2 protein-coding genes are annotated in these 3,440 nt (G+C 73.2%); both read left to right on the top strand.

Translation table 11 applies throughout. From position 1 onward, the window contains the following. The coding region (locus VF536_RS12410) for a CheB methylesterase domain-containing protein (protein WP_331615158.1) at positions 1-579 on the top strand (579 nt) is incomplete at its 5' end. Further along, on the top strand, positions 576-3,440 hold a 2,865-nt coding region (locus tag VF536_RS12405; protein WP_331615157.1), incomplete at its 3' end, for a response regulator. The genes VF536_RS12410 and VF536_RS12405, both read left to right, overlap by 4 nt.

Raw genomic sequence — 3,440 nt, 5'->3', positions numbered from 1 at the left:
GTGCTGGCGCTGGGCGCCTCCACGGGCGGTCCGGGCGCGCTGATGAAGGTGCTGCAGGCGCTGCCCGCGCCCGCGCCGCTGCCGGTGCTGATCGTGATGCACATCAACGCCGTCTTCAGCCGCGGCTTCGCCGAATGGCTGGACGCGCAGACGCCGCACCGCGTGCGCTACGCCCAGGGCGGCGAGCGGCTGCGCGACCTCGCGGGCCAGGTCGTGCTGGCGCCGCCGGACGTGCACCTGATCGTGCGCGGCGGACAACTCGAGCTCAGCCATGCGGCGCCGCGGCATTCCTGCCGGCCGTCGGTGGACGAGCTCTTCGAATCGCTGGCCGCGGAGATCGGGCCGGGCGTCGCGGCGGCGCTGCTGACCGGCATGGGACGCGACGGGGCGTTGGGCCTGCTCGCGATCCGTCGCGCCGGCGGCGCGACGCTGGCGCAGGATGAAGCCAGTTCGATGGTCTACGGCATGCCGCGGGAGGCCGCCCAGCTGGGCGCCGCCGAGCGCGTCCTGCCGCTGGCCGACATCGGCCCCGCCCTGTTGGGCTTGAGCGGTTTGGCCTGGGGAGGAGCCCACACATGAACAAGAGAACCCTCATCGTCGAGGACAGCCTGACGGTCCGGATGGACCTGCGGGAGGCGCTCGAGGACGCCGGTTTCGACTGCGTCGAATGCGCGACGCTGGCGCAGGCCCGGGCCGCGCTGGCCGAGGCCATGCCGGCGCTGGTCCTGCTGGACAACCAGCTGCCCGACGGCGACGGCGGCAGCTGGCTGGCCGAACTGCGCGCGACGCCCCAGGGCGGCGGCGAGTGCGTCGTGCTGATCCTGTCCAACGCCTCGCTGGCCGGCGACCGGCTGCGCGGCATCGCGCACGGCGCGGACGAATACGTCGGCAAGCCCTACGACCGCACCTACGTCGTCGACCGCGCCCGCGAGCTGGTGCGCCAGCGCCAGGCCCGCGTGCTGACGCCGGAGCCGCCGGTCGCCTCGGTGCTGCTGATCGACGACAGCGAGACCTTCCGCGAAGCGCTGTGCGATGCGTTGGAACCGCACGGCTACGACATCTACATGGCCGCGCACGGCGAGGAAGGCCTGCGCCAGGCCGCGGCGCTGCGGCCCAACGCGGTGATCGTGGACCAGCACATGCCGGGCATCGACGGCGCCGCGGTGATCCGCCGCCTGCGGCTGGACCCGGCGTTGCGCCACACGCCCTGCCTGCTGCTGACCGCGGACGAGGGACCGGAAGCGGAGCTGCGCGCGCTGGAAGCGGGCGCCGACGCGTTCGCGCGCAAGCAGGACGACGTGGACCTGATCCTGGCGCGCGTCGCCGCGATGCTGCGCAGCGCCAAGTCCAGCCTGCCCGAACAGGGCGCGAGCCTGTCCGGCCCCAAGCGCCTGCTGCTGGTCGACGACAGCGCCAACGTGCTGGCGGAGCTGGGCGCCACGCTGCGCGACGACGGCTACGACGTGATCGCGGCCGGCACCGGCGAGCTGGCGCTGGAGCTGCTGGCGGTGCAGCCGGTGGACGCGGTGCTGCTCGACGTGCAGATGCCCGGCATCGGCGGGCTGGAGACCTGCCGGCGCATCAAGGCCGCGCCGGCCCTGCGCGACATCCCGGTGGTGCTGCTCACCGCCTTCGAGGGGCGCGCGTCGATGCTGGCCGGGCTCGAGGCCGGCGCCGACGACTACGTCGTCAAGGCCAACGGCGAGGTCGAGCTGCTCAAGGCGCGGCTGCGCGCGCAGCTGCGCCGCAAGCAGTTCGAGGACGAGGCCCGCCGCGTCCATGCCGAGCTGCACAGCAGTGCGATGGAGGCGGCCGAGGCGCGCGCCGCGCGCGACCTGGCCGACAGCCGCGCCGAGCTGCTGGCCGTGCTGCAGCAGCGCAACGACGCGCTGGAGCAGCTCAACGCCGAGCTGAGCCGCGCCAGCAGCGCCAAGACCGCCTTCCTGTCGACCATGTCGCACGAGCTGCGCACGCCGCTGAACGCCGTCATCGGCTTCGCGCAACTGATGCGCGACGGCGCGGCCGGGCCGGTCAGCGATCGCCAGTCCGAGTTCTGCAACCACATCCACAACGCGGGGCAGCATCTGCTGTCGCTGGTCAACGACCTGCTGGACATGGCCAAGATCGAGGCCGGCCGGGTCGACCTGGACATCGAGCCGGTCGACCTCGACGAGCTGCTGCGCGACGCGCTGACCATCGTCCAGGAGCGCGCGCGGCTGAACCGCATCCAGATGGACTTCTTCGGCGTCGGCGGCAACCAGCGGCTGTGCGTCGACCGCCGCCGGCTGCGGCAGATCATCTACAACCTGCTGTCCAACGCCGCGAAGTTCACGCCCAAGGGCGGCAACATCCGGCTCGAGGCGCGCCGCGTGACGCGGATCCGCGCCCGGGAGGCGCTGCCGGGCTTCCCGGACGGGCGGCGCTCGGAGCTGCCGGACAGCGAGTACGGCGAGTTCATCCAGATCAGCGTCACCGACAGCGGCATCGGCATCCCGCCGGAGGGACTGGACAAGCTCTTCCAGCCTTTCAACCAGGTCCGCAACGTGCTGACGCACAAGGTCGAAGGCACCGGCCTGGGCCTGGCGACGGTGGCGCGCCTGGTGCAGCTGCACGGCGGCGCGGTGGCGGTGAGCAGCGCGCCGGACAAGGGCAGCTGCTTCACCTGCTGGCTGCCGTGGCGCGACCCGGTGGTGCCCGACGTCATCCTGCCGGACGAGCCCGGCGCGCGCCCGCTCGCGCTGGTGATCGAGCACAACGAGCCGGCCGCGGCGCTGATGCAGACGCAGCTGAACGCGGCGGGCTTCCGCGTGCGCCACGTGGCCTCGGCCGAGGCGGCGCTGGAACTCGCGCCGCAGCTGCGGCCCGACCTGATCACGCTGGAGGTCAACCTGCCCGGCGGGCTGGACGGCTGGGAGCTGCTGTCGCGCCTGAAGAACCTGCCGGGCTGGGCGCACATCCCGGTGGTGGTGGTGTCGGTGGACGCGGGGCAGGAGGTCGCGCTGTCGCTGGGCGCGTCGGCGGTGCTGCACAAGCCGGTCTCGCGCAAGGCGCTGAGCAAGGAGCTGGAGATGCTCGGCTTCAAGCCGACGGCCACGCGCAAGTTCCTGGTGCTGGCGATCAGCGACGCGCCGGGCGACCTGCAGTCGCTCAGCGCGCACCTGTCGCAGCCGGGCTTCTCGGTGCTGCGCGCGACGGGCGGCAAGGAAGGCATCGAGCTGGCGCGCCGCCACGTGCCCGACCTGATCGTGCTGGACCTGCTGATGACGGAGGTCGACGGCATCGGCGTCGTCGAGGCGCTGCAGCGCGACCCGCTGACGGCGGCGATCCCGGTGATCGTCGTCGCGGCCTCGCAGCTGACGACGCGCGACCGCGAGCTGCTGAACCGCCATGTACAGCGCGCGACGCGGGACCCCGCGGCCGACGGCGCAGCGCCCGCGCCC

Source organism: Roseateles sp., from assembly GCF_036486225.1.
GTDB lineage: Bacteria > Pseudomonadota > Gammaproteobacteria > Burkholderiales > Burkholderiaceae_C > Roseateles.
The sequence above is the reverse complement of the archived record's forward strand: the minus strand, read 5'-3'. Positions and strand labels throughout refer to the sequence as shown.